Raw genomic sequence first — 22,921 nt, forward strand, 5'->3', positions numbered from 1 at the left:
TCTCTCTGTTTTTGCTAAAAGATTTCTCCACTACGGTCGAAATGACGATAACTGTAAAAAAGATTGCTTTATTCCAAATCTCTGCCCAGCGCTTCAGTTCGCAATGACGTAACTACAAGACTACACCTCCTGCAAATTCCCGATAGCTTTATGCAGAAAATTAGGCAAAATAACCCTTTGGGTTAATACTATCCTTGCCGGATCGTCTAAACTATTTAGCATATCCAGGTATTTTTGTTCGCCATGCATATCTACAATGGCTTTTTTTCTTTCATCCTGAAGCAGGTACATTTTCATGCCTACCGGATCGGCCTCCGGATGAAACTGCGTACCAATAATTTCATCAGAAAACCGGATTGACATCATGCAGCGTTCCAAATCGACATGTTTACGCTCCTTTTCGATGGCCAAAAGTTTAGCGCCCTTCTTTTCAAAAGTATCAAAATCAGGTTCGATAACCTGCCAGTCCCTGCTATCTACAGAATAGAATGGATTGGTGATGCCTTCAAAAATTTCGTCTCTTTCTCCTTCATCGGTTAGCGTAATCGGGAAAATGCCAAATGCGTTAGAGCGTCTTTCGGTAACATTGCCCAACTCGTATTTGCGGCAGGCCAGCTGAAAGGAGTGGCAGATTAAGAAAGCATATTTCTTTTTTTCTTCATTATTTTGGTTAAATGCCTCAATCTGATCGAGCAGGGTAAAGAAATCATTTTCCCATTTTTCTCCTTTGCTCTCAACCGGGCTTCCCGGGCCGCCACTCGAAATATAGGCATCGTAACCAATGCCAGGTATTTCGCCTTTTTGCCTTAAATCAAAAATATCAAAGGTTAAATCGATATTGTTTTCATTTCTAAAACGGGATAAAATTTCCTGAATTCCCCGCATACCCTGATTAGGTGCGCCGTTATTCATATCAATAACAGCCACCTTTAAGCCTCTTTTATCCATTGTAAAATTACTTTGCGCCTATAAGTGTTTGAGTAGTAATGTAATCTACTACGGCTTCAAAGTTACCAGTTTGTTGGTAAACGGCCAACTGTCTGTCTGCACCGGTACCGTGTTCTAATATTTTGTGTACATAATTGATGTCATCGCGGCAGCCTAAATCATCTACTACGTCATCCACAAAATCCAATAATTCTAAGATCAGGTTACGACAGTTTACCTCCATTTCTTTACCGAAATCGATCAGGTTGCCATCAATGCCATAACGTGCGGCACGCCATTTATTTTCATTAATTAATGCCCTCGAATAGCTGATAAATTCCATATTCTGCAAGCGTAACTTGTAGAGCTTGGCACATAATGCCTGGAACAAAGCTGTAAAAGCCATGGTTTCGTCAATCAGCATCGGGCAATCGCAAATGCGGAACTCAACGGTATCAAAAAAAGGATGCACACGGATATCCCACCAGATTTTCTTGGCGTTATCCATGCAATTGGTTTTGATAAGGAGCTTCACATAGTTATCGTAATCTTCAATGCTGTTAAAAATATCCGGAATTCCGGTACGCGGAAATTTGTCGAAAATTTTTGTTCTGAACGATTTATAACCCGTATTGCGCGACTCCCAGAAAGGAGAGTTGGTAGATAGGGCAAACACATGCGGCAGGAAATACCTTACCTGGTTAGCAATGTGAATGGCCAGCTCGCGCGATTGAAAACCTACGTGTACATGCAAGCCAAAAATTAGGTTAGAACGGGCAGCTTCCTGCAGTTCATTAACAATTTCGTTGTAACGCGGGTGCTCGGTAATTAATTGTTTTTCCCAATGGGAAAAGGGGTGTGTGCCAGCGGCACCAATTCTTAAACCTTGCTCTCCGGCCAGCTGCGATACGGTATAACGCAACTGGGAAATTTCTTTACGGGCTTCGGTAGTGGTTCTGCAAATACCGGTACCCACTTCTACTACTGCCTGGTGCATTTCTGCCTTAACCTGGTCTTTGTGTATTTTTTGTGCGGCCTCTACAATTTTTTGGTCGTGCGAAGTAAGTTCTCTGGTAACGGGATCAATTACCATGTACTCTTCTTCTATGCCCAGCGTAAACTCATTCATAATTATGCGTATTAATTTTTAATCCCTTTTATTTTTTTGGTGCTGCTTTTTTGGGTTTTGCAGTTGTTTTTTCAGGTGTAGCTTTCGTAGTTGTCGTTTTTGCAGCAGCAGGTTTAGCTGTTTTTGGAGCGGCTTTTGCAATAAGTGGTTTACCGCCAACTGAGGCTTTAATGTATTCGCCCCAGGTTAGGTTATCCTGTCCGTCTTTTTGCGCTTTTGCCCTTTCAATGGCATAATTTGCAGTGGTTTCTACTACCCAGTCAAAATTTTCCTGGCCAACACTTTTAACATCAGCATCGGGTGCAGGGTTACAGAAATCAATCGCAATAGGCACGCCATCGCGCACGGCAAATTCTACTGTATTAAAATCGTAGCCTAAATATCTACATAGCTTTAAGGTATATTCTTCTACGGTTTTAAGTAATTTCGGATCTGGCGATTTGCCTTCCGTAGCGTAACGTAAATGATGTGGATTACGTGGGTCATATTGCATAATGCGCACATGTTTGCCACCAATGCAATAACACCTGAAATATTCTTCAAAAATAATTTCCTCCTGTAAAAGCATTACCAATTGTTGTGTGCCGCTATGCTTGTCGAAAAAATCTTCTTTATCATGTAATTTGTAAACATCTCTCCAGCCGCCGCCATCGTATGGCTTCATGTAAGCAGGGAAGCCAGTATATTCAAAAATGGCATCCCAATCCAGTGGCATGGACAGATTAGAAAAAGACTCGCTGGTAGTGCCGTCAGGATGTTCTCTTGAAGGGATTAAGGCTGTTTTAGGTACCGGAACACCAATTTGTTCGGCCAGTGCATTGTTGAAAAACTTTTCGTCGGCACTCCACCAGAAAGGGTTGTTAATTACAGCAGTTCCTGTTATGGCTGCATTTTTTAGCGATGCACGGTAAAACGGCACGTCCTGAGAAATACGGTCGATGATTACGGAGTAACCCAGTGGTGCATTCTGAAATATTTTTTCGATTTTAACCGCTTCGGCTATAATACCTTTTTCGGCTTTTTGATTAATTCTTTCGATTACGGCTTCAGGAAAAGAGCGTTCCTGTCCAAATAAAATCCCTATTTTTTTCATTGGTACATTTTTAGTTTTATGATATAACCCATTAAGGTTAACTGATGAATCGGTTAATTGTTTAACTGCGAACTGAAAACTACAGTTGTGCAATGTAATCTGGAAACATTTCTCTCCATATTGGCCAATCGTGGTCGGCATTTGGCCTGATATCAAGCCAGTGGTCGATCCCCTTTTTATTGAGAATGGCCGATAAACGTTCGTTGTCGGGTTTACACATATCGCGATCTGTAGTGCCCAATACAATTTTCATGTAGTGCAATTCGGGATTACTGTTATTTAGCAGATTATCGACCGGATTGTTGAAGTACACATCGTCGTTATAAAAACCATCTAACTGACCGGTAATATCGAAAGCCCCACTCATACTAAACATGTGGCTAACCAGCCAGGGGTGCCTGAAAGCAAAATTTGCTGCGTGGTAACCACCAAAACTACAGCCTGCAGTAATAATTTTGCTGTGGCCGGTTTCGTGCCTGGCCAGTGGTGCAACTTCTTCAAGCAAATACTTGTCGTACCAGATGTGGTTTTTTACCCTATCGGCCGGATGAATGCTTTTGTTGTACCAGCTCAGCTTGTCAACTCCATCGGGACAATAGATTTTGATTTTGCCTTCGTTGATAAATCCTTCTACAGAATCTATCAGTTTGAAATCCTTGTTTTCAAAGTATCGCCCCATGCTCGTGGGGAACAACAGGATGGGGATACCACTGTGACCAAAGATGAGCATGTCGATTTCGCCGCTGAGGTTAGGGCTGTACCATTTCTTATGTTCTTCTTTAACCATAACAAAAAATTGAATGATTTAAGGTATAAATTAAAATCTATAAAAAGAATACTTTAAATGGTAATTTGGGGTAAATTAAAAGTGTAATGTAAAAATTAACCTTTGATAATTAATAGTTTATAGAGATTTGTACCTTTGCACCCTAATTCTGAGGCAGCAGCCATGTGATAGGGGATTTTGATTATGATGTACACAACAATTTTACCGGTAAAAATTAATACAAACGGTTATAAAATACAATCGACTTGTTTAAAGCACGAGGTAGAAATAGATATTTATACGCCTGAAGGTATTTTGGGGAATGAAAAAATAGAGCTTCTGTTATTGAATGATGGGCAGGATGTTGCCAAAATGGATTTTAGCCAGATTTTGGAGCATGCACACCATGGTAAAAGAAACCACAGGTTAATTGTTGTGGCTATTAAGGCATCGGCAGAGCGCTTGCTTGAATACGGTGTAGCTGGCGTTGCCGATTTTAAGGGGCGCGGAGCAAAAGCTAATCTATACACCGATTTTGTAATTAAAGAACTCCTACCTTTTGTTAAAAAGAAAATTGCTTTGCCAATTACTGGTAAGGTGGGTTTTGCGGGCTTTTCTTTAGGTGGTTTATCTGCATTTGATATCGTGTGGAATAACCCAACGGTTTTTGATGTTGTTGGTGTCTTTTCTGGTGCATTCTGGTGGCGCAAAAAAGACCTTACCGATGGTTATACCGATGCTGACCGTATTATGCATGAACAAATTGAGCATACTGCCACAAAACCTGAAATGAAATTCTGGTTAATGACCGGTACAGAAGACGAAAAGGCCGACCGGAATAAAAACATGATCATCGATTCTATTGATGACACGATTGATGTGGTTAAATTGCTCTTAAAAAAAGGATATAAACGGCCTGACAATCTTTTTTATTATGAAAAAGTTGGTGGTAAACACGATGTTCCCACCTGGGAAAGTGTAATGCCTGCATTTTTAAACTGGGCATTTGGCTATTAAGTGTGAAAAGCCGTATGCCCAACTACTTTTTCTTAATTTTCGAAATCCGCTGACCTATTATTTTTGTGGGTTTCTCCATGTCGTTTATGGCCAGGGCAATTGCTTCTTTAATCAATTGGTTTACTTGTTCATTTCTATAATCGCTTGTTTGTTTAACCGGAATATGTTTAATGAGGTTTCCGGTTCCTGCCAGTAGGTGCTGCGGATCATTTAATAAAGTGCCTTTGTTGAAACCGAGGTTTAAATGATTGGTGTAAATCGGGATCATACAGAATGAATCGCTAAGCTTATCAGAAATAGAGAATACCGTTGTTAGGGCGTGGGTATGATAGAGCAATTCGTTGGCATCGGGATAAAGCTCCAGTATAAAGGTCCTTAAATCGCAAAAGAGATTAATTAGGCTTTTCTCCTTAAAATTTAACAAATAACCAAAATCAGGGTGTATCGGTTTTGCTCCTGTCATTTTTATTCAGTTTTTGATTGTAACTGATGCTTAAAAATACCAAATTTTTGCAAATCCTGAATCGTTTTGCCACAGATTACATTAAATCTTCCCTATCAGCAGGCGCATTTTCAGGCTCAACTTTTTTGCGCCTAATTCATTCAAATGATCACCATCGTAAAAATCCTGCGCATGAAATGTGCTGTCTTCTAAAAGATTGTAGTATCTGATAGAAGTGTGCAATGTGTTTAGTTTTTTTATAGCCGAAAAAGTACCCTTCAATTGGATTTGGTTTAAATGCGAAACGTACGATTTATAGGCCGGCCCCGTAAACAGCAGTATTTTAATGTGCTTTTTTTCGGCAAAAGATACAATACTATTCAATAAGTGCAGGTTTGTTGAGTACTGCAAGTTATCTTTTGCTGTATGCCTTGCGGCGGCTATAACTCCCGATTTCATTAAATCTTTATGGTTAATGGCTTTGTAGCCCGATCCCCAGCCTAATTTAGTACAGCTGATATCATTTTCGCCCTTAAGGTAATAATTGTAGATTCTATGCAAGTTGACATCAAGTTTATTGCTGAGCATTTCAGCTGCATTGAAAATTTTATGGTCGTTATTAATATCGTAATATATGCGGTAGTTTTTTGCACGCCAGGCCTCCGGACTGTTTTCTAATCTGCCATAAAAAGAAAAATAATCGATCGGAACAACAATGTATTTTAAATGGGTCCATTGGCTGTTGTATTTTTTTAAAATCTCGAGATCATAATCGAACGATTGTGAGATATAGCTTGCATTAAAACTCGATTTGATGTACTTTGGATCAATACCATAATATACGTGGGAGCTGCCCAGAAACAAAACGTTTACCTCACCAGCATGATGATCTAGATAGCTTTTCTTATACTCATAATCATTGGGAATTCTTCTGATCAAAATTTCAGATACAAGCCCCAAAGCAATAATTGGAAAAAGGAATAAAGCGGTGTGTTTCACAAAGTTTTTCATAATCAGAATTGAAAGTAAATAAACTGTTGTTCTGCCCCGGCGAAAAAGAATATCAGTAAAACCAGGCTGTAATAAATGCCCCATCGAATTGGTTTGGGCCAGGACAATGCAAACCTGGCAATGGCATATTGTTCCATCCGGCCGTTCCATTCTATTGAAATAAACAACGCCAGCAGTAAGAAAAGTTTAACAGGCAGTATTTGTGGAAGTGTAAATAACGATCCGGAGCCAATGGCTGATATGATATGGAATGCATGCTGAACAGAATTGGCCCTGAAAAATATCCACGCAAAAACCGTTAAAGCAAAGGTTAATGCCATGGCTGCAAATTCTTTAAAGTTTGGGAACACTCTTCCCTCTGCAACGGTATCCAGATTTGAGCGGTTTGTGCTGAAAACTATTGAAGGCATAATGTACAATGCGTTTAACAATCCCCAGATAATGAAAGTCCAGTTGGCGCCATGCCAAAAACCGCTGACTAAAAAGATAATAAAAGTATTTCTTACTTTAATCCAGGTGCCACCTTTACTTCCACCCAATGGGATGTATAAATAATCCCTAAACCAGGTAGATAGCGATATGTGCCACCTGCGCCAGAACTCTGCAATATCTCTCGAGAAATAGGGGAAGGCAAAGTTTCGTAACAACTCTACACCGAACAACCTTGCTGTACCCAGGGCAATATCAGAATAACCTGAAAAATCTCCATAAATTTGGAAGGCAAACAGTATGGCGCCCAACAATAGTGTGCTTCCGTTGTATTCGGCAGAGTGGTTGAAAATAGTATTGGCGTAATTGGCGCATTGATCGGCAATTACAATTTTTTTAAATAAGCCCCATAAAATCTGCCTCAGACCATCAATGGCTTTGCTATAATCGAAATATCTTTCTTTTTTTATCTGCGGTAAAAGGTGAGTTGCACGCTCAATGGGGCCGGCAACCAATAGCGGAAAAAAGCTCACAAACAGCGAATAATCGATAAAATTCTTTTCGGCCTTTATGCGGTTTTTGTAGATGTCGATTACATAAGATAACCCATGGAAGGTATAGAACGATATGCCTACCGGTAAAATTACTTTTAAAGTCCACGGGTTTACCTGCAGCCCAAAGTTGGCAATGGCCTGCGCAAAAGAGTCGGCAAAGAAATTGTAATATTTAAATACGCCTAAAAAGCCCAGGTTGATGGAAATACTTAACCAAAACCAAAATTTTTTAGCCATTTTATTTTTGCTTACAGTCATTTTTAACCCGGTGAAATAATCAAGCAAGGTTGAGAAAATAAGCAGAAACATAAAACGCCAGTCCCAGCAGGCATAAAAAAAGTAGCTGGCACCTAAAAGGAGTATGTTTTGGGCTTTTAGCCTTTCTTTGCCTAAAAGCCAGTACAGTATAAAAATGATTGGCAGAAAAACTGCGAAACTAAAAGAATTAAAGAGCATGACGTTTGAATTAATACTTCGTTAAGGAATAAAATTAACGCTTTAAGCCTGCCCGTTTATGCTACTCTATTAGGTTGTACGCCAATTGTTTAATGTGTAAAGGAAACTGTGAATGCACTTCTAACCCCTGTCTGCTGATTAAACTACCTGTATTTGATAAAAATGCCGGTATCGAAAATGGTCCACAGGCAGCTTTTTTGCCCACAAGCTTTTAGGACAGCGTTTGCCCAGGTGTTGCAGGTTTTAAAAATACTGTAACTGCCTTTTGCCTCGTAAAAGGCGTCACCAATATCGTAATGCATAGTTGTTTTAATATAAATCAAATGCCCTGCCTTATCTTTTTCAAAACTGTTCAGTATATAATCAATCAATCGTTTGTATTGTTCACGGCTGATCATGATTTTTTTACAGTCGTTATCTTCACTTATATTTTGATAGTAAGTAGTATGCATGGCTGATGTGCTTAATCCGGAAATGGCACTGAGTGCGGTACTTAGCTTAAGATCTTCAAAACCAGGTGTTTCGATATAGAATTTTTTATCGCCCCAGCCCACGGCCAGGTATTGATAGCTGCTATCTGCTTCTAAAGTATTTTGATAGCTGATTTCTTTCGTCCAGTTTATTTGATTACTAATCGCCGGCATCACAATATCGGTATGTATACCATTAGTCATGATGTAGATGGCAACCTCGGGTTTATTTACTGGTTTAGCGTTTATGGTAATGCGTGATAAACAAAAGGCCAGCAGGAAATAAAATCCGATTAAGACAATCAGAAACAGACTAAATCGAGCTGCATGTTTAAGAAACCTTTTATTCATTTACTTAGATTCGAAAATTTATCCTTAATACAAAATTAAGCTTTAGGGTAACCCAAATGGCAAGGTTTAAACATAGATATCAATTTTATTGATGTGTTTATCGAAAAACATGATTTTTTATGCACATGCCGTATCGTTACCTTCACTTTATGATTAAAGGACTATTTGAAACACACATTTATGTAGAAAACCTGGAAAGATCTATCGATTTCTACAGCCAGACACTAGGTTTAAGCCAATGCCATTACGAAGCTGAACGACGGATTGCCTTTTTCTGGATTGGCGAGCCTAAAGGAGCCATGTTGGGAATTTGGGAAAAACCAAAGCAAGAGATCGATATCAGACATTTTGCATTTAGGTGTGAGGTAGCTGATGTGCTCAATAAATCAGTTAGCTTTTTAGAGGAGCACAACCTGAAACCGTATAATTTTTTAAAAAGTGACAATGTGGTTCCAATGGTGTTTGCATGGATGCCTGCAATAGCCATTTATTTTAACGACCCGGATGGCCATGCATTAGAGTTTATTGCCATTTTACCTGGTAAGGGACGGCCAGAGCTGGGCGTTATTACTTATGAAAACTGGTTGATGGTATATCAATAACTAATCTTTTTGGCATACATATTAATCCACCGGGTACCTTTACTCCGTATAGCATCGTAAGTAATTTGTTGTATCTCATTTGTAAGCGCAGTTAACGCCAATCTATTTAGCAATAAGCGTGGGGCTGTTGCACGGTAACCATAAAAACGAATGCGGCTAATTGCTCCCGAACTGTTATCTGGTGGCAGCGGCTCATGGTAGGTAAAAACAAAACGGGGTGTTTTATTATCGTTAGAAACAACTGCATAATTTAAATAGAGCACCAGGTTTGCCTCTTGTGGCGAATTTACTAATTGTATACTTTGTTCCTTTTCCAGCTTTGTTGTTATAGCATTCGCCAGATCTTTTGGGATAGACATTAGCACATAAAACCTACCCCGTTTGGCCATCGGAGAGATTTCTCGATGTGGATTTAGCTGGTTGGTGTATAAAAAGGTTGAGCTGCTAATGTCAAAAGTCCAGTTAAAATAATCCTGGTAGCCTTTATTTTTAGTGTAAGGCAATATTTCTCTTTTGAATATACTTGTAAATTCTGCCGAATTAAGGTTCGAAGCAGGAATAAAAATTTTAAGTAAAGGAGCTGAAATTCTGTAGGGATCTGACCGCACAAATACATCTCCTTTTTTAACTATTAAAGCCGGATTTATTGTAGCTATTGAGCTATCGGCAAACACTTTTAAAATTGTAAGGCTAATTTTATTGTCTTTTGATTTAAAAACATTCCCGAAGGCGATTTCATCATTGTAGCCAGCATTAAGTGTAATTGTACTGCTGCCGATGTTTATGCAACTTGCCATAAACGAAGGAGTAACTTTTTGCAAGGGTAAGCCAATAAAATTGGTGTACCTTCTTAAACTATCGAAATGATAAGTTGGGTCTTGTTGCAAACGTTGCTTAATGTCGACCTCGTTTGTTATCCTGGATATCACTTCTGAAAAAGACAGGTCTACCTTAGTCCTTTCGAAAACGCTGATCAACGATTTGGTAAATGCACCATGCGACCGGCCCGATTCGTCATAAATTTCCAGCGCCTTTTCTGCATTTGTACAGGCCGAAAGTGAGGCAAAACGTGAGTTTTGGGTTTCTGATGGTCGCGGAATGTTGGCTGTATCGGCAATTGTTAGCGTAGTAGTCATATCAAAGGGGATGCTTCCGCGCGGAACATCCTTATTTCCCTCAATTTCGTTGTAACGATAACCATTGTGCATAGGTGGAGCCTCTTTACCCATGGCAATATTTCCGCTATAACAGCAATCGAATAGGGTGGTAAGGATTAATTTTTTTTCTACGAAGCGGTTAAACAAGATCTTTAAGGTATTGTCTTTTACCAAACATCCGTGGTTGGGTGCATAAAGGTTGCTCATGCAAATGGCTTGACTGTACCCCAGTTTGAAAGGGTTTTTTAAGGTTGCCGGATTATCGATGTAAACCCCATGACCACAAAAAAAGAAAACTACCGCATCACCTGCTTTGCCTTTATCCAATATCTCGAGCATTGCATCCGTCATGTTTTTTTCGGTAGCTGCAGCATTTAACAGCATGGTAATATTTTCTTTTGGAAAACTGAAACGGTTTAAAAGCAGTGATTTTATACTTAATGCATCGTTTACGCAACCTTTAAGGTTATGCCTGTTACTTTTTACTCCCGGAGCATCAAAATATTCATTTATACCTATAATAACGGCATATTTATTTTGGGCTCCACTATTTAGCGGTAAAAAGAAAATGAAAAATATTATTATGATCAGGAACTTGCGCATATCATTCATTTTTGATTAAATTTAGTTTTTAAATAGCTGATAATGAAAGAAGTAACTATTTTTTGTGCAGTATTCTTTACATGTTTTACAGTTTTTGCACAAACCAGGGAAGTAGATAGTTTATATGAAAATTTATCCTATCAGAAAACAGATACCGGCAGAGTTATTGCACTTTATAACCTCAGTTATTATTACCACAAGTACAAGCCCGATTCTGCCATGTTGCTGGCAAAACAGGCTTTTGATCTATCTAAAAAGATCAAATTTTTAAGGGGCGAATCGTGGGCTTTAAACAGTATTGCAAATGCTTTTCATTCTTTGCATAATTACCCAAAGGCGATAGAATATTTTATTGCGCAGATAAAAATTGAAGAAAAAAGGGCTATACCAGAAAATATTGGGAGTGCTTACCTCAGTATTGCACTGGTTTATAACAGCGAAAAAGAAGTAAAAAAAGCTTTGTTTTATGCCTTCAGGGCCGATTCTATTGCGAAGGCCAATAAACTGCCCGAACTTGCATTATATGCCAAGCTCAATATTGGAGATATTTATGAGAAAGCAGATAGCCTCTCATCAGCCATGGTATACACGCAAAATGCCTATGAGTTATCGCTGCTTCAAAAAAACGGACTAATAACGGGAACTTCCTTAAATAATTTAGGCAACATTTACATTAAGCGGGCCGATTTTGCACAGGCCTTTACTTATTATAAACGAAGTATTCCATATTTAACGGCAGTTGAAGATTATAATACACTGGCCGAATGTAATTTAGGCTTAGCCAAAATTTACCGCGAGCAGGACAAAATAGATTCTGCTATTTATTATGCGCGCTATGTGTATCAACTGGCCAGTAAAAATGAATTTTTAGCCAGAGCTGTAGATGCAAGTGCATTTTTGGTGCAGCTTTATAAAAGCGAGGGTAAGATCGATAGCGCATTTGCTTATCAGGAAACGATGATTAACCTTTCTGATACGATTGATAGTAAAGAACGGGCAAAAGAAGTGCAAAGCATTACCATTGCCGAAGAAATGCGCCAAAAAGAAATTGTGGAAGCCCGGGAAAAAGAAGCTGAAGAAAGGAAACAGAAATTGCAGCTGCTTGCCATTGGCATTCTCATCCCCATCTTCTTTTTCATCAGTATATTTTTGAGCAGAAGAAAAGTAAACAAAAAACTGATCGAATTTTCGGGTATTGTTTCACTGCTAATGCTATTCGAATACCTTACACTGTTTATTCATCCCTTTGTTGCCGAAAAATCGCACCACTCGCCACTGATCGAAATTGTAGTTTTTGTGGTTATTGCATCCTTACTTACACCGGCTCACCATAAAGTGGAGCACTGGCTGATTAATAAGCTGAGTAAAATACGAGAATACCATCAGCAAATAAGGCAACTTAAAAACAATGACTAAATAACCAGGATTAGCTACTTATTTTTTTGGAGGTGGGGCTTGACCGTTCCTTCCGCCTGTATCGGTAGAATCTTTCATTTTTGAGGATGACATTACTTTTGTGCTATCTACAACCATTGTATCGGTTGTTTTTACGATAGTTGTGTCGGTAGTGGTTTCGATTTTCTTTTCATTGTTGCAGCTTTGCAGTGATAATGCCGATCCGAGTGAAACAACAATTGCCCCGGTTAAAATTATTTTTTTCATCTGGTTTGAGTTAAGTTTTCTGAAAGTTACAGCTTAAAATTTGCTTAGTAAATGGTTGTAAATCATTTTGTTGAAATGTGTAAACTATTTTTGCCGACTTACAAAGCAGTATTAAGCTTAAAATGGTTTATTACAGCTACTGCTATGTATAAAGCAATTTGAGCCGTATCGGCAGATTTTAGAAATTATATCGATATTAGATCCAAAGCTATTTAACCTCCTTAACCATGCAAGAAATAGATGTTGTTGCGTATGCCTTTTCTCAATTTGCTAAAATGGACAGTGCGGCCTTCGAACTATCAAAACTCAACTGGAAAATAAAACGATATAAAAAAGGCGAATTTTACAATGAGCATAGAACAGTTTGCAAATTTCTGGGCTTTATAATAGATGGTGTATTCCGTTCTTATGTGGTTGACGAAAAAAGTGGTGAAGAAAAAAATGTATTTCTCTATTCGGGCAATCAGTTTGTAGTCACTTTTAAAAGTTTTATTAATCAGCAACCCTGCGATTACCACACGCAGGCCATGACCGATGCATTGGTCGTATATATCCACATTGATGATTTACTACAGCTTTACCAGCAGTCGCACCAGTGGGAAACCTTTGGGAGGCTTTTGGCACAAGAAGCTTTTAATATTGCCATGGATAGGGCAGAGAGTTTTGTGTTTAAAACGCCCGAGCAGCGTTATCTTGATCTGATTAAGTACCACCCACAGATTTTTAACAATATTCCGCTCTATCACATTTCTTCTTATTTAGGCATTCAGGGGCCATCATTAAGCAGGATAAGAAAAAGACTTACCGGTAAATAACGATTTTAACCTGGGTTAAAATTATTGCTGTTTTTAAGGCGGAGATTTGAGGTGTCAAATTAAAACTAAAAACAACATGAAAACTTTAAAATCAAAAACAATCGTATTGGTACATGGTCTGTTTGTAAACAACAAAAGCTGGGAAAACTGGAAAACTTTCTTCGAAACCAAAGGGTACACCGTTTATGCACCTGCCAATCCATCTCATAACGGCAATCCCGAAGCGTTAAGAAAAAACATCGACCCTAATTTAACCCAGGTAAATTTTGTTGATGTGGTAAATAACCTCGTTCAGTTTATAGATGCCTTACCCGAACAACCAATTCTGATTGGCCATTCCTTAGGCGGTTTAACTGTTCAGAAATTAATGGACCTCGGTAAAGGCGAAGCAGGCGTAATGATTGATGGCGCTCCTCCACAAGGTGTTATTCCATACGAATGGAGTTTTTGGAAATCTAATTTTACAGTGGTTAACCCATTTAAAGGCAACTCCGTTTTTATGCCAACTAAAGCCTGGTTTCATTATACATTTGGTAATACCTTGCCAAGAGTAGAATCGGATAAAGTATTTGATGAATTTGTAGTTCCCGAAAGCAGGGCAATTGCCTGGGGAACATTAAAAAGCTATGCTAAAATTGATTTTAAAAAGGCCCATCAGCCACTGTTATTCATTGCCGGCGAGAAAGATCATATTATGCCAGCCAGTTTAAATAAACGAAACTATGAAGCCTATAAAAACCAGGATAGCCATAGGGTAACTGATTTTAAAATGTTTAACGGCAGGAGCCATTTTATTTGTGGTGAGGAGGGCTGGGAAGAAGTAGCAACCTATATTTACAATTGGATTAAAAACTAGTTGTCTGCTGGTTTATATTCCGAAAGCTGGGGTTGAAATGAAAATTCGAGATAGTGGCTAGAGTGCTTTGTGCTCAACCAGGTAAGGTCATGAGCAGAGCGCTTGCCTTCTGATTAAAAATGAGCCAATTACAACATTATCTTCTTATTAAATAGTGGCTTGTATAGTTGAAAATCCATTTCTAAACACTATCTTTGCGCCAAATTTGAGGCGCATTTTATGCAAAAGATTAGAAATATAGCTATTATAGCACACGTTGACCACGGTAAAACCACGTTGGTTGATAAGATTTTACACTCTTGTTCTGTTTTTAGAGATAATGAACAAAAAGGAGAGTTGATATTGGATAACAACGATTTAGAGCGTGAGCGTGGTATCACAATCGTATCTAAAAACGTTTCTGTTCAATACAAAGATGTAAAAATTAACATTATTGACACTCCTGGTCACGCGGATTTCGGCGGTGAGGTAGAGCGTGTTTTAAAAATGGCCGATGGTGTACTTTTACTTTGCGATGCTTTTGAAGGTGCAATGCCTCAAACACGTTTCGTAACGCAAAAAGCTTTGGCACTGGGTTTAAAACCAATTGTGGTTGTAAACAAAGTGGATAAAGAAAACTGTCGCCCTGAAGAGGTTTATGAGCAAATTTTCGAATTGTTCTTTAACCTTGAAGCAACTGAAGAGCAATTGGATTTCCCGGTTATTTACGGTTCATCTAAACAAGGATGGATGAGTACTGACTGGCAAAAACCAACTACAGATATTTTCGCATTATTAGATGCGGTTGTGGCCAACATTCCACCTGCACCAATAAACGAAGGTACTTTACAGATGCAAATTACTTCGTTAGATTATTCATCTTTCGTAGGTCGTATTGCAATCGGTCGTGTTCACCGTGGTTCAATTAAAGAAAACCAACCGGTTACTTTAATTAAACGCGATGGTAAAATCGTTAAATCAAGAGTAAAAGAACTTTATACTTTCGAAGGTTTAGGAAAAATCCGTACTACAGAAGTGGGTTCTGGCGATATTTGTGCAGTTGTAGGTATCGATGGTTTTGATATTGGTGATACAATCGCTGATTTCGAAGCACCAGAACAATTACCAGTAATCAGCATTGATGAGCCAACAATGAACATGTTGTTCACCATCAACAACTCACCTTTCTTTGGTAAAGAAGGTAAATTAGTTACTTCTCAACGTATCAAAGATCGTTTGATGAAGGAAATGGAGAAAAACTTGGCATTAAAAGTTGTTGAAACTCAAGGTGCAGATTCATGGTTAGTTTACGGTCGTGGTATTCTTCACTTATCTGTATTAATCGAAACGATGCGTCGTGAAGGTTATGAATTACAGGTTGGTCAGCCACAGGTTATTGTTAAAGAAATCGACGGTAAAAAACATGAGCCGGTTGAAACTTTAATTGTTGATGTACCTGCTGAAGTTTCTGGTAAAGTAATCGAATTGGTAACTCAACGTAAAGGTGAGTTATTAATTATGGAGCCAAAAGGCGATTTACAACACTTAGAATTCGAAATCCCATCTCGTGGTATTATCGGTTTACGTAACAACGTATTAACTGCTACTGCTGGTGAGGCGATTATGGCACACCGTTTCAAAGCTTACGAGCCTTGGAAAGGTGCAATTCCTGGTCGTTTAAATGGTGTACTAATCTCTATGGATAAAGGAACTACTACTGCTTATTCAATTGATAAATTACAAGATAGAGGCCGTTTCTTTGTTGATCCGGGAGTTGATATTTACGAAGGACAAATTTTGGGCGAGCACATTCGCGATAACGATTTAGTAATTAACATTGTTAAAGGAAAAGCTTTAACAAACATGCGTGCTTCTGGTACTGATGATAATACTCGTATTGCACCAGCAATTAAATTCTCGTTAGAAGAATCTATGGAGTACATCCAGGCTGATGAGTACATTGAGGTTACACCGCAAAGCATGCGTTTACGTAAAATCTTCTTAACAGAGCAACTACGTAAAGCAAACGGAAGTAAAAACTAATAACTTCTAAATCTCCAAAAAGGGATTTAAATACATACAGCCCATTTCTTAATTGAGATGGGCTTTTTTGTTTTAAGCCTTAATATTTGGCAGGGTTAAAAAATTAACAATTAAATGGCGGTTAATTTTCGTTTCGGCCCTAAATTTGTAAATTTATATCCTAATCTTTATCATGCTTAATAAAGGATTATCCTACTTGGGTATATTTTTCCTTAATATGCTCTCCCTTTTGCCATTGTTTGTTTTATACAGGTTGGCCGACTTCTTTTATGTATTGATATTTTATGTTTTCGGTTATCGCCGCAAAGTGGTTAAAGAAAATTTAATCAATGCTTTCCCCGAAAAAAGTATTGCTGAAATTAAAGGTATAGAGAAAAAGTTCTACAAATTTTTAGCCTCGCTTTTTATTGAAGTAATTAAAATGAAAAGTATTTCTAAAAAGGAACTGAATAAGAGAGTTGTTTTTAAAAATGCTGATCTGGTGGAGGCCTATCTTAAAAACAACGAAAGTGTAATTTTCTGCTCATCGCATTACGGCAATTACGAGTGGGTTTGTATGGCCATTGGCCTAAACTTTTCGGGCGAGCATTATCCCATTTATAAACCATTGAGCAGTGAAGCTTTTGATAACTGGTTTATTAAAATGCGGAGCCGGTTTGGTAATCACATGGTTTCGATGCGCCAAACGTTAAGATCCATTCAGGCAACCAAAAATGAAGCCACCATGTTTACTTTCGGTAGCGACCAGGCACCTACAAGAGAGGATTCGAGTTATTGGACTACGTTTTTAAACCAGGAAAGCGCCATTCAATTGGGAGTTGAAAAGATTGCAAAAAAAACAAATAGGCCAGTTTTTTACCTCAAAATTAATTACCTGAAAAGAGGTTATTATGAAGTAGATTGTGTGCCAATATGTTTAAACCCTGCAACAACTGTTGAGTTTGAAATTACAGAACTTCATACCCGCTTCTTGGAAGATATGATAAGGGACACCCCGCCTTATTGGTTGTGGAGTCACCGCAGGTGGAAATATAAAAGGGAAGACAGTGGACCAAGAGCGGAAGTGAAAGGTCGGAATTTAGAAGTTTAAACCATCTAAATGTTGGCTTAACATCTAATTGTATTTATGGGTGTAATGTTTGCAAGCAATGAAAACCATCAAAAAAATACTCTTAATTTTCATTTACGCCTTTTTCTTATCCCTATTTGGGTTATTTGTTTGGCGCCCCTATCTGCTTAAAGTAATAAAATACCGTACCCCAGGTGCCGAAACTTATAAAATTTTTCCGCAGGAGCTTGTACATAAAAGCGATTCGGCTTTTCATTTTATCCGGCCCACAACTCAGCGGAACGACCTGGATACGCTCCATGTTTTAGATGGAAAAAACCAATCGGTTACCTTAAAAGAATACCTGAAAAATGGATCGATCAATGCTTTTTTGGTAATTCGAAATGATAGTGTTTTGTACGAAAGATACGATAAAGGTTATAGCGATAGCACACTAACCACCATTTTTTCGGGCGCAAAAAGCATGATTTCTATTATGATTGGCCAGGCCTTAAATGAAGGAAAAATTAGGCACTTAAACGATAAGGTAACAGATTACATACCGGAGTTAAAAACTAACCGAGCCTTTAAACAAATTACACTGAAAAATCTTATAGATATGAAATCCGGGCTGGATTTTCAGGATGCTGTGGGTGGTGTTTTAAAGGCTTTCTTTTCTGACGAAGCTAAATATTATTATACCGATGATGTACAGGCTGAGCTGATGAAGGTGAAGCTGGTGAATAAACCCGGTACGGTTTGGAAATACAAAAGCATCGACCCGATTTTATTGGGCTGGGTATTAAAGAAAGCAACTGGTCAATCGGTTGCCGAATATTTCGAATCTCATGTTTGGAAGAAGATAGGGGCTGAATATAACGCAACCTGGGGTTTGGATCGGGTAAATGGAATAACCAATACGGCCAGCCGTTTTCAGGTTACCGCCATCGATTGGGCTAAAATAGGCCGTTTGTATTTAAATAAGGGTAAGTATAACAGCCAGCAGTTGGTACCGGAAGATTGGGTAAACCAATCGGTAAATATTGGTACCGAAAAACCTGCTTCAGCAAAAGGCTGGCAGCAATCTGCCCATCATTACCTTTGGTGGATTCCGCAGGCTGGCGAAAACGGAGACTATGCCGCAGAAGGTATGCTTGGCCAGCGCTTGTATATCGATCCTAAAACGAACACTATAATTGTGCAGTTTGCCGATCATGGCGCAGGTAATTACCCTTATCGAAAAATAAGCCGGTATTTAAGTGGCTTGCCATTTAGCTACCCGAAGCTTTAACCGCCAAGCACGCAAAGAAAATAGGCGCAAAGTGCGCAATTTAGTTTTGCATTGCGTAAAACTTAGCGTTCTTTGCGGTTAAATTTTTAAACTGTACATTGCCCTTGCATGGAAAACAACGACGTAAAAATTTCGAAAAAGAAACCGATTTTTCCGGTTAGCCCTGCTTTGCAGAAATATTTGCGTACTTACCAACGCGAGGCTAAACTACCTATTTCCTATCAGGATTTGATGCAGTTTAATGAGGCTTTTCCGTTAATGGATAAGTTTGGCAAGGATTCGCTTTGGGAAGGACCTATTTATGCCCAGGATTTAATTGAGCATCTGCATAATGGGTTGAAAGAAGTTTATGCCAACTTAAAAGCATCAGGCAATCTCCGTATTGTGCAGCATAAATATATCGATAAAATTGAATACTGTACCTTTGGCAATACGCATCCCTTTCGCATCAGGATTGTTAACCGGTTAAATGATGTTTACGATTATTTCTACATCAAAAAAGCTGATGCTTCGCGTATTTATGGACTGGAGATGGAAGAAATACTGTCGCCAAATCAAGTTAATTATCTGGTAGATGGTGATACGCTGGTAGAAGAGCATATTGCAGGTATCCCCGGTGATGTATTTACCAAAGGACAGTTGTATGCACCCGAATTTAACCCAACACGTATAGCAAAAGAGTTTGTAAAGTTTAACGAGCGTTGTTTAATTATGCTTTTGGGCGATATGAGGGCCTATAACTTTGTGGTTCAGATTACTCCCGATTTTGACGATATTCAATTCCGCATCAGGGCAATTGATTTTGATCAGCAGTTTTATGAAGGGAACCTTAAAGTTTATCTGCCACAGTTTTTTAAAGAAAATTTGCCCTATGTAAAAATGAGCATGGAGCAACTTACTGATAAAACGGTGCTACAGTATCAGCAGGAAGAAAGATCGTCGATTGTACATCGGGTTAGGAGCGAGCGGCACCGTTTAACCGATTTGCGGGATGTATCTAACAAAGAGGAACTAACTACACCTGAAAATATTGCTATGCTGAAACAGGGAATGAGCGATTATTTTAAAGATACCAACTACTTGAAGTGCAATACCATGACCGATATTATTGAACTGAACATTAAAAATATTATCAGGCAGGTTAAACTTTAAAAAAGAAACGGCTGGTAAAATTACCAACCGCTTTTGAGTGAATCTAGAAAGAGCGTCCAAAGTTTTTAGGCGTGCTGGCCTTCGTGAACACCCTCTGCAAATTCCTCTACAATTTTATCGTTAAATGCAGGTAAGTCTTCTGGCGTGCGGCTCGTAACCAAACCCTGGTCTACCACAACTTCCTCGTCAGACCATAAGGCACCTGCATTGATTAGATCTTGCGAAATATTTTTAACTGAAGTCATTTTGCGCCCCTGAACCACATCTGCATTAATCAGCGTTTGTGGCCCATGACAAATAGCGGCAACAGGTTTTCCACCGACAAAAAATGACTTTACAAAAGCGAGGGCATCGGCATTAACACGCAACTGATCAGGATTAATTACCCCGCCCGGTAAAAGTAAACCGTTATAATCATCCGCATTTGCTTCCGAAATAGTTTTATCTACATCAATTTCTATTGACCAATGATCGTGATTCCAGGCTTTTATTTTACCGCTTTTTGAGGAGATGATGTGAACGGTTGCGCCTTCTTCTTTTAACCTTTTTACTGGTTCTGTAAGTTCTACTTCTTCAAATCCCCTTTCTGAAAGAACAGCAATAATGCGGTTACTTAATCGTCCCATAATCTTTTCTGTTTTTAATAGGTATGTATTAAAGACAGTTGGGAAAAGTTATTGTTTTCAGAAATTTGAGATTGCGATTATTATAGTTGATTTAAATGAGTGCTTGTCATGTTGAGCCTGTCGAAACGTTTCGATACCCATTTTAGATGAAATCTTTCGATAAATCCAGTAAAATTTAGAGATGCTGAAACAAGTTCAGCATGACGATGTTGTAGTGAAATAGCTAATCATTAGTCCTTCGGTGCTTAACAAAGTACCAGGCTAAATTGCAAGCGATAATTACATGGTTGAAGATGTTTGGAAGTAAGCCATAGTATTTGCTAAAGATATTAAACCGCTCTTTTAAACTTTCGCGGTGTTTTTTCTTGCTCATGCCACCAACCAGGTATTTAGCTACATAACGGTGTACATTCACAATATTCGAGGCCTTTTTAGCTGCTTTAATAATCCAATCGATATCTGAACTGTATTTATAATTTAAATCGTAAGGCACAATAATGCTGCGGCGGATATAAATGGCCTGATGACTGATATTCATACCATATTTAAAACTGGTCCAGTCAAATTTTTCGGGAGCCTCGTGCCTTCTGCGGCCTAAACTTTCCCAGTTATCATTATACATTTCGGTTTCGCCATAATAAATATCCGCCCCGGCGAACTGGTAAAAACGTCCTCCACTGTATGCTGGTCATATAGCTCATCGCCAGAGTTCATAAATAGCACGTAATCACCCGTGGCAATTGCTAGGCCCTTGTTCATGGCATCATAAATACCCTTGTCGGGCTCAGATACGATTTTCGAAACCTGGTTCTTATACTGTTCAACCACCTGAAGTGTTCCATCAGTTGAAGCACCATCAATTACGATATATTCTATTTTTTTATAAGTCTGGTTTAAAACAGATTTTAAGGTGCGTTCAATATCACGAACGTTATTGTACACAATGGTAATGACAGTTAACTTTGGCAAGGGTTGGGTTTTTGGATTGGAGTAAATTTAATAAAGATTGTGTAATTTTTGTTTACTGTCAGCGAAAATGAAATTGACCAAACATTTTGAATGGATTCAGGTTAAAAGCTAAGCTGAAAGGTAATTTCTAGCGGTTATTTCGGCTGTAAATCAATCAAAGTTTCATACAAATGAATGTGTTCTGCAGCAATTACTTCTTCCGAAAAATCGGTAAGGATGCTTAACCGTGCAGCTTTTTGAATCTCATCTTTATTGGGGCGGTGGTAAAGCCATTCAATACCATTGGCTAGATCTTCGGCATTCTGGTATTCGGCCAGGTAACCGTTTTGCATGTGTTTAACCATATCCGGAATGCCACCTGTAGTAAAAGCCACCACCGGAGTGGCACAGGCCAGGCTTTCCATTACGGTGTTGGGCAGATTATCTTCCAGAGAGGGGGTGATAAAAGCATCGGCTGCCGAATAGCATTTGGCCAAATGGTCATCTTTATTAATAGTGCCCAAAAAAGTAGTTTTAAACGGAAATTCGGGCATTTCTGCATTCTCCTTATTGCCGAAAATAACAATTTCGATATTTTCTTTTTGAATGCCGGAGCGGCGTGCTAAAATTTCTAAAGCTTCTATTAAATAAGGCGTACCTTTATGTTTGTCGTTTTTTGAGGGCATAAAGCCACTCATCAGCACAAATTTATCCGGATTAATTTTCAGGATCTTCTTTGCTTCAGCCTTAACATAAGGCTTAAAAATTTTGGTTTCGATGGTATTCGGAATAACTGTAGTTTTTCTGGTGCCCAGCAAACTGCTGAATTTTACCGATGCAGCCATCCACTTGCTCGGCGCTACAATATGGAAATTTAATTCGGTGTAGGCTTTCTGTTTCCTCATCCAGGTTTTGTGCGAAATATCATGCTTGCCGCTGATTTTTAAAATCGGGCAATTACCACACTGTTGGTGGAAATGTTCGCAGCCATAGCGCACGTGGCAGCCGCCGGTAAAAGCATTGCTATCGTGAAAAGTCCATACAATTGGTTTTTCAAGTTCATCCAGTTGCGCTAAAAATTTAGGATTGAGAAAACCATGGTTTACCCAATGTAAATGGATAATGTCGGCATTTTTAACCTCAGGATGGTTGATAACCGAACGGCCAAACCATTGCAAACTAAAGGGTGTTTTTACCGATTTACTTAACCATTTGGAAAAATATCTTTCTGATAAGATGTTGTAAATGGCCCTGGCTTTTTGTATAGGCGATTTACTAAAGGTGTCTATTTTAGGATTTTGACCAAATTTATAGTAAACCAATACTTTTGAATCGATTCCACTCGCTTTTAAAGCATTGCTCAGGCGTAAGCAGGCACGGCCGGCTCCACCATTTCCATCATAGGTATTTAGGTGTACTACTTTCAAATCAATCAAAAATACATTTTATTGTTTACGATTATAAAATCTGTTGCGTAATTTCATCCACATATTT

General features: G+C 38.7%; 24 protein-coding genes. 9 read left to right on the top strand and 15 right to left on the bottom strand.

Translation table 11 applies throughout. The annotated features are described in order from the left end of the window. Positions 1-120 precede the first annotated feature (120 nt). The 4 genes from G7074_RS11780 to G7074_RS11795 form a co-directional block, all read right to left on the bottom strand. Entirely contained in the window at positions 121-948 is an 828-nt protein-coding gene (locus tag G7074_RS11780; protein WP_124558005.1) for a type 1 glutamine amidotransferase, read from the bottom strand. A 7-nt stretch (positions 949-955) separates the two neighbouring features. After that, complete coding sequence (locus G7074_RS11785; protein ID WP_124558004.1) at positions 956-2,056, bottom strand: carboxylate-amine ligase; 1,101 nt, start codon at positions 2,054-2,056, stop codon at positions 956-958. A gap of 28 nt (positions 2,057-2,084) precedes the next feature. Beyond that, a complete protein-coding gene (locus tag G7074_RS11790; RefSeq protein WP_124558003.1) occupies positions 2,085-3,149 on the bottom strand; it encodes a RimK family alpha-L-glutamate ligase in 1,065 nt (354 codons plus the stop codon). Positions 3,150-3,228: 79 nt separating this feature from the next. Further along, positions 3,229-3,936, bottom strand: coding sequence for an esterase family protein (locus G7074_RS11795; protein WP_124558002.1), 708 nt, complete (start codon positions 3,934-3,936; stop codon positions 3,229-3,231). 183 nt (positions 3,937-4,119) lie between these two features. On the opposite strand from G7074_RS11795, the gene G7074_RS11800 reads away from it, so the two are divergent. Beyond that, positions 4,120-4,932 (top strand): esterase family protein, encoded by an 813-nt coding sequence (locus G7074_RS11800; protein ID WP_124558001.1) that lies wholly within the window; start codon positions 4,120-4,122, stop codon positions 4,930-4,932. Positions 4,933-4,954: 22 nt separating this feature from the next. Here the strand turns inward: G7074_RS11800 and G7074_RS11805 are convergent, their stop codons facing one another. From G7074_RS11805 to G7074_RS11820, 4 genes are all read right to left on the bottom strand, one after another. Further along, positions 4,955-5,395 (bottom strand): DUF1801 domain-containing protein, encoded by a 441-nt coding sequence (locus G7074_RS11805; RefSeq protein WP_124558000.1) that lies wholly within the window; start codon positions 5,393-5,395, stop codon positions 4,955-4,957. Positions 5,396-5,476: 81 nt separating this feature from the next. Beyond that, a complete protein-coding gene (locus G7074_RS11810; RefSeq protein ID WP_124557999.1) occupies positions 5,477-6,385 on the bottom strand; it encodes a hypothetical protein in 909 nt (302 codons plus the stop codon). Positions 6,386-6,387: 2 nt separating this feature from the next. After that, positions 6,388-7,824 carry an MBOAT family protein gene (locus G7074_RS11815; protein WP_166208514.1) on the bottom strand — a complete coding sequence of 479 codons (1,437 nt, stop codon included), beginning with the start codon at positions 7,822-7,824 and terminating at the stop codon, positions 6,388-6,390. A gap of 143 nt (positions 7,825-7,967) precedes the next feature. Then, positions 7,968-8,645, bottom strand: coding sequence for a TIGR02117 family protein (locus G7074_RS11820; RefSeq protein ID WP_166208517.1), 678 nt, complete (start codon positions 8,643-8,645; stop codon positions 7,968-7,970). A 149-nt stretch (positions 8,646-8,794) separates the two neighbouring features. Between G7074_RS11820 and G7074_RS11825 the strand changes: the two genes are divergently transcribed. Beyond that, complete coding sequence (locus G7074_RS11825) at positions 8,795-9,247, top strand: VOC family protein (RefSeq protein ID WP_166208520.1); 453 nt, start codon at positions 8,795-8,797, stop codon at positions 9,245-9,247. On the opposite strand, the gene G7074_RS11830 is transcribed toward G7074_RS11825, so the two are convergent. Beyond that, the gene (locus tag G7074_RS11830) at positions 9,241-11,007 is read right to left on the bottom strand and encodes a caspase family protein (RefSeq protein ID WP_166208523.1); all 1,767 of its coding nucleotides are present in this window, start codon (positions 11,005-11,007) and stop codon (positions 9,241-9,243) included. The two genes, G7074_RS11825 and G7074_RS11830, sit on opposite strands and share 7 nt — an antisense overlap. A 42-nt stretch (positions 11,008-11,049) precedes the next feature. Between G7074_RS11830 and G7074_RS11835 the strand changes: the two genes are divergently transcribed. After that, positions 11,050-12,423: a lipopolysaccharide assembly protein LapB gene (locus tag G7074_RS11835; protein ID WP_166208526.1), complete on the top strand. Its 1,374-nt coding sequence runs from the start codon at positions 11,050-11,052 to the stop codon at positions 12,421-12,423. A gap of 18 nt (positions 12,424-12,441) precedes the next feature. Here G7074_RS11835 and G7074_RS11840 read toward each other — a convergent pair whose 3' ends face one another. Both G7074_RS11840 and G7074_RS27930 read right to left on the bottom strand, forming a co-directional pair. Then, positions 12,442-12,669: a hypothetical protein gene (locus tag G7074_RS11840; protein ID WP_124557993.1), complete on the bottom strand. Its 228-nt coding sequence runs from the start codon at positions 12,667-12,669 to the stop codon at positions 12,442-12,444. 98 nt (positions 12,670-12,767) lie between these two features. Continuing rightward, positions 12,768-12,827, bottom strand: a complete 60-nt coding sequence (locus tag G7074_RS27930) for a hypothetical protein (RefSeq protein WP_370526647.1) — start codon at positions 12,825-12,827, stop codon at positions 12,768-12,770. Positions 12,828-12,896: 69 nt separating this feature from the next. On the opposite strand from G7074_RS27930, the gene G7074_RS11850 reads away from it, so the two are divergent. From G7074_RS11850 to G7074_RS11875, 6 genes are all read left to right on the top strand, one after another. Continuing rightward, positions 12,897-13,484 carry a Crp/Fnr family transcriptional regulator gene (locus G7074_RS11850; protein ID WP_124557992.1) on the top strand — a complete coding sequence of 196 codons (588 nt, stop codon included), beginning with the start codon at positions 12,897-12,899 and terminating at the stop codon, positions 13,482-13,484. A 76-nt stretch (positions 13,485-13,560) separates the two neighbouring features. Continuing rightward, complete coding sequence (locus G7074_RS11855) at positions 13,561-14,340, top strand: alpha/beta hydrolase (protein ID WP_166208529.1); 780 nt, start codon at positions 13,561-13,563, stop codon at positions 14,338-14,340. Between the two features lie 219 nt (positions 14,341-14,559). Continuing rightward, positions 14,560-16,362 (top strand): translational GTPase TypA, encoded by a 1,803-nt coding sequence (typA, locus tag G7074_RS11860; RefSeq protein ID WP_124557990.1) that lies wholly within the window; start codon positions 14,560-14,562, stop codon positions 16,360-16,362. 172 nt (positions 16,363-16,534) lie between these two features. Then, entirely contained in the window at positions 16,535-17,452 is a 918-nt protein-coding gene (locus G7074_RS11865; protein WP_124557989.1) for a lysophospholipid acyltransferase family protein, read from the top strand. A 58-nt stretch (positions 17,453-17,510) separates the two neighbouring features. Further along, positions 17,511-18,701 carry a serine hydrolase gene (locus tag G7074_RS11870; protein ID WP_124557988.1) on the top strand — a complete coding sequence of 397 codons (1,191 nt, stop codon included), beginning with the start codon at positions 17,511-17,513 and terminating at the stop codon, positions 18,699-18,701. A 108-nt stretch (positions 18,702-18,809) separates the two neighbouring features. Next, positions 18,810-19,853 (top strand): hypothetical protein, encoded by a 1,044-nt coding sequence (locus G7074_RS11875; RefSeq protein ID WP_124557987.1) that lies wholly within the window; start codon positions 18,810-18,812, stop codon positions 19,851-19,853. Positions 19,854-19,918: 65 nt separating this feature from the next. Here the strand turns inward: G7074_RS11875 and G7074_RS11880 are convergent, their stop codons facing one another. From G7074_RS11880 to G7074_RS11890, 4 genes are all read right to left on the bottom strand, one after another. After that, on the bottom strand, positions 19,919-20,479 hold the full coding sequence (locus tag G7074_RS11880; protein WP_166208532.1) for a type 1 glutamine amidotransferase domain-containing protein: 561 nt from the start codon (positions 20,477-20,479) through the stop codon (positions 19,919-19,921). Between the two features lie 223 nt (positions 20,480-20,702). Beyond that, positions 20,703-21,101, bottom strand: a complete 399-nt coding sequence (locus G7074_RS27935) for a hypothetical protein (RefSeq protein ID WP_370526630.1) — start codon at positions 21,099-21,101, stop codon at positions 20,703-20,705. After that, positions 21,074-21,448 (bottom strand): glycosyltransferase, encoded by a 375-nt coding sequence (locus G7074_RS27940; protein ID WP_370526631.1) that lies wholly within the window; start codon positions 21,446-21,448, stop codon positions 21,074-21,076. Before G7074_RS27940 ends, G7074_RS27935 begins: the two co-directional genes overlap by 28 nt. Positions 21,449-21,582: 134 nt before the next feature. Further along, positions 21,583-22,854 carry a glycosyltransferase family 4 protein gene (locus G7074_RS11890; RefSeq protein WP_240916524.1) on the bottom strand — a complete coding sequence of 424 codons (1,272 nt, stop codon included), beginning with the start codon at positions 22,852-22,854 and terminating at the stop codon, positions 21,583-21,585. Positions 22,855-22,921: the final 67 nt, after the last annotated feature.

Source organism: Pedobacter sp. HDW13 (assembly GCF_011303555.1).
Lineage (GTDB): Bacteria > Bacteroidota > Bacteroidia > Sphingobacteriales > Sphingobacteriaceae > Pedobacter.

Coding starts and splice junctions, on each gene's coding strand:
- G7074_RS11780 (WP_124558005.1), bottom strand. CDS start 948: ATGGATAAAAGAGGCTTAAAGGTGGCTGTTATTGATATGAATAACGGC.
- G7074_RS11785 (WP_124558004.1), bottom strand. CDS start 2,056: ATGAATGAGTTTACGCTGGGCATAGAAGAAGAGTACATGGTAATTGAT.
- G7074_RS11790 (WP_124558003.1), bottom strand. CDS start 3,149: ATGAAAAAAATAGGGATTTTATTTGGACAGGAACGCTCTTTTCCTGAA.
- G7074_RS11795 (WP_124558002.1), bottom strand. CDS start 3,936: ATGGTTAAAGAAGAACATAAGAAATGGTACAGCCCTAACCTCAGCGGC.
- G7074_RS11800 (WP_124558001.1), top strand. CDS start 4,120: ATGATGTACACAACAATTTTACCGGTAAAAATTAATACAAACGGTTAT.
- G7074_RS11805 (WP_124558000.1), bottom strand. CDS start 5,395: ATGACAGGAGCAAAACCGATACACCCTGATTTTGGTTATTTGTTAAAT.
- G7074_RS11810 (WP_124557999.1), bottom strand. CDS start 6,385: ATGAAAAACTTTGTGAAACACACCGCTTTATTCCTTTTTCCAATTATT.
- G7074_RS11815 (WP_166208514.1), bottom strand. CDS start 7,824: ATGCTCTTTAATTCTTTTAGTTTCGCAGTTTTTCTGCCAATCATTTTT.
- G7074_RS11820 (WP_166208517.1), bottom strand. CDS start 8,645: ATGAATAAAAGGTTTCTTAAACATGCAGCTCGATTTAGTCTGTTTCTG.
- G7074_RS11825 (WP_166208520.1), top strand. CDS start 8,795: ATGATTAAAGGACTATTTGAAACACACATTTATGTAGAAAACCTGGAA.
- G7074_RS11830 (WP_166208523.1), bottom strand. CDS start 11,007: ATGCGCAAGTTCCTGATCATAATAATATTTTTCATTTTCTTTTTACCG.
- G7074_RS11835 (WP_166208526.1), top strand. CDS start 11,050: ATGAAAGAAGTAACTATTTTTTGTGCAGTATTCTTTACATGTTTTACA.
- G7074_RS11840 (WP_124557993.1), bottom strand. CDS start 12,669: ATGAAAAAAATAATTTTAACCGGGGCAATTGTTGTTTCACTCGGATCG.
- G7074_RS11850 (WP_124557992.1), top strand. CDS start 12,897: ATGCAAGAAATAGATGTTGTTGCGTATGCCTTTTCTCAATTTGCTAAA.
- G7074_RS11855 (WP_166208529.1), top strand. CDS start 13,561: ATGAAAACTTTAAAATCAAAAACAATCGTATTGGTACATGGTCTGTTT.
- typA (WP_124557990.1), top strand. CDS start 14,560: ATGCAAAAGATTAGAAATATAGCTATTATAGCACACGTTGACCACGGT.
- G7074_RS11865 (WP_124557989.1), top strand. CDS start 16,535: ATGCTTAATAAAGGATTATCCTACTTGGGTATATTTTTCCTTAATATG.
- G7074_RS11870 (WP_124557988.1), top strand. CDS start 17,511: ATGAAAACCATCAAAAAAATACTCTTAATTTTCATTTACGCCTTTTTC.
- G7074_RS11875 (WP_124557987.1), top strand. CDS start 18,810: ATGGAAAACAACGACGTAAAAATTTCGAAAAAGAAACCGATTTTTCCG.
- G7074_RS11880 (WP_166208532.1), bottom strand. CDS start 20,479: ATGGGACGATTAAGTAACCGCATTATTGCTGTTCTTTCAGAAAGGGGA.
- G7074_RS27935 (WP_370526630.1), bottom strand. CDS start 21,101: ATGTATAATGATAACTGGGAAAGTTTAGGCCGCAGAAGGCACGAGGCT.